Origin of the sequence: Bacillus cereus group sp. BfR-BA-01524 (assembly GCF_022662595.1) — a bacterium.
GTDB classification, from domain to species: Bacteria; Bacillota; Bacilli; order Bacillales; family Bacillaceae_G; genus Bacillus_A; species Bacillus_A thuringiensis_S.
Genome location: NZ_JAKUDW010000332.1, coordinates 1 through 330 on the forward strand (window position 1 = coordinate 1; position 330 = coordinate 330).

Sequence of the window (330 nt, forward strand, 5' to 3'; positions counted from 1 at the left end):
TTACCGTTATCATTTAATTCCTTTAAACGCTCTTCTAATTCTTTTTCAATATTTTCAATAGCGACCTTCATTTTCTCTTCACGCGTAACGAAGTGAGATGCTGGGAAGATTGCTACATGATCACGTTCTGCTAATACTTCACCTGTTAACGCATTTACTTCACGAATACGATCGATTTCATCACCGAAAAATTCAATTCGAATACAATGCTCATCAAGTGATGCTGGGAAGATTTCAACTACATCTCCGCGCACACGGAATGTACCACGCTTGAAATCAATATCATTACGTCCATACTGTACATCAACAAGTTCACGAAGCAATTGATTG

1 pseudogene is annotated in these 330 nt (G+C 37.9%); it reads right to left on the minus strand.

Features of this window, described 5'->3' with window-relative positions:
• Positions 1-330: pseudogene (locus MR170_RS31320) on the minus strand (excinuclease ABC subunit B); the annotation flags it as partial.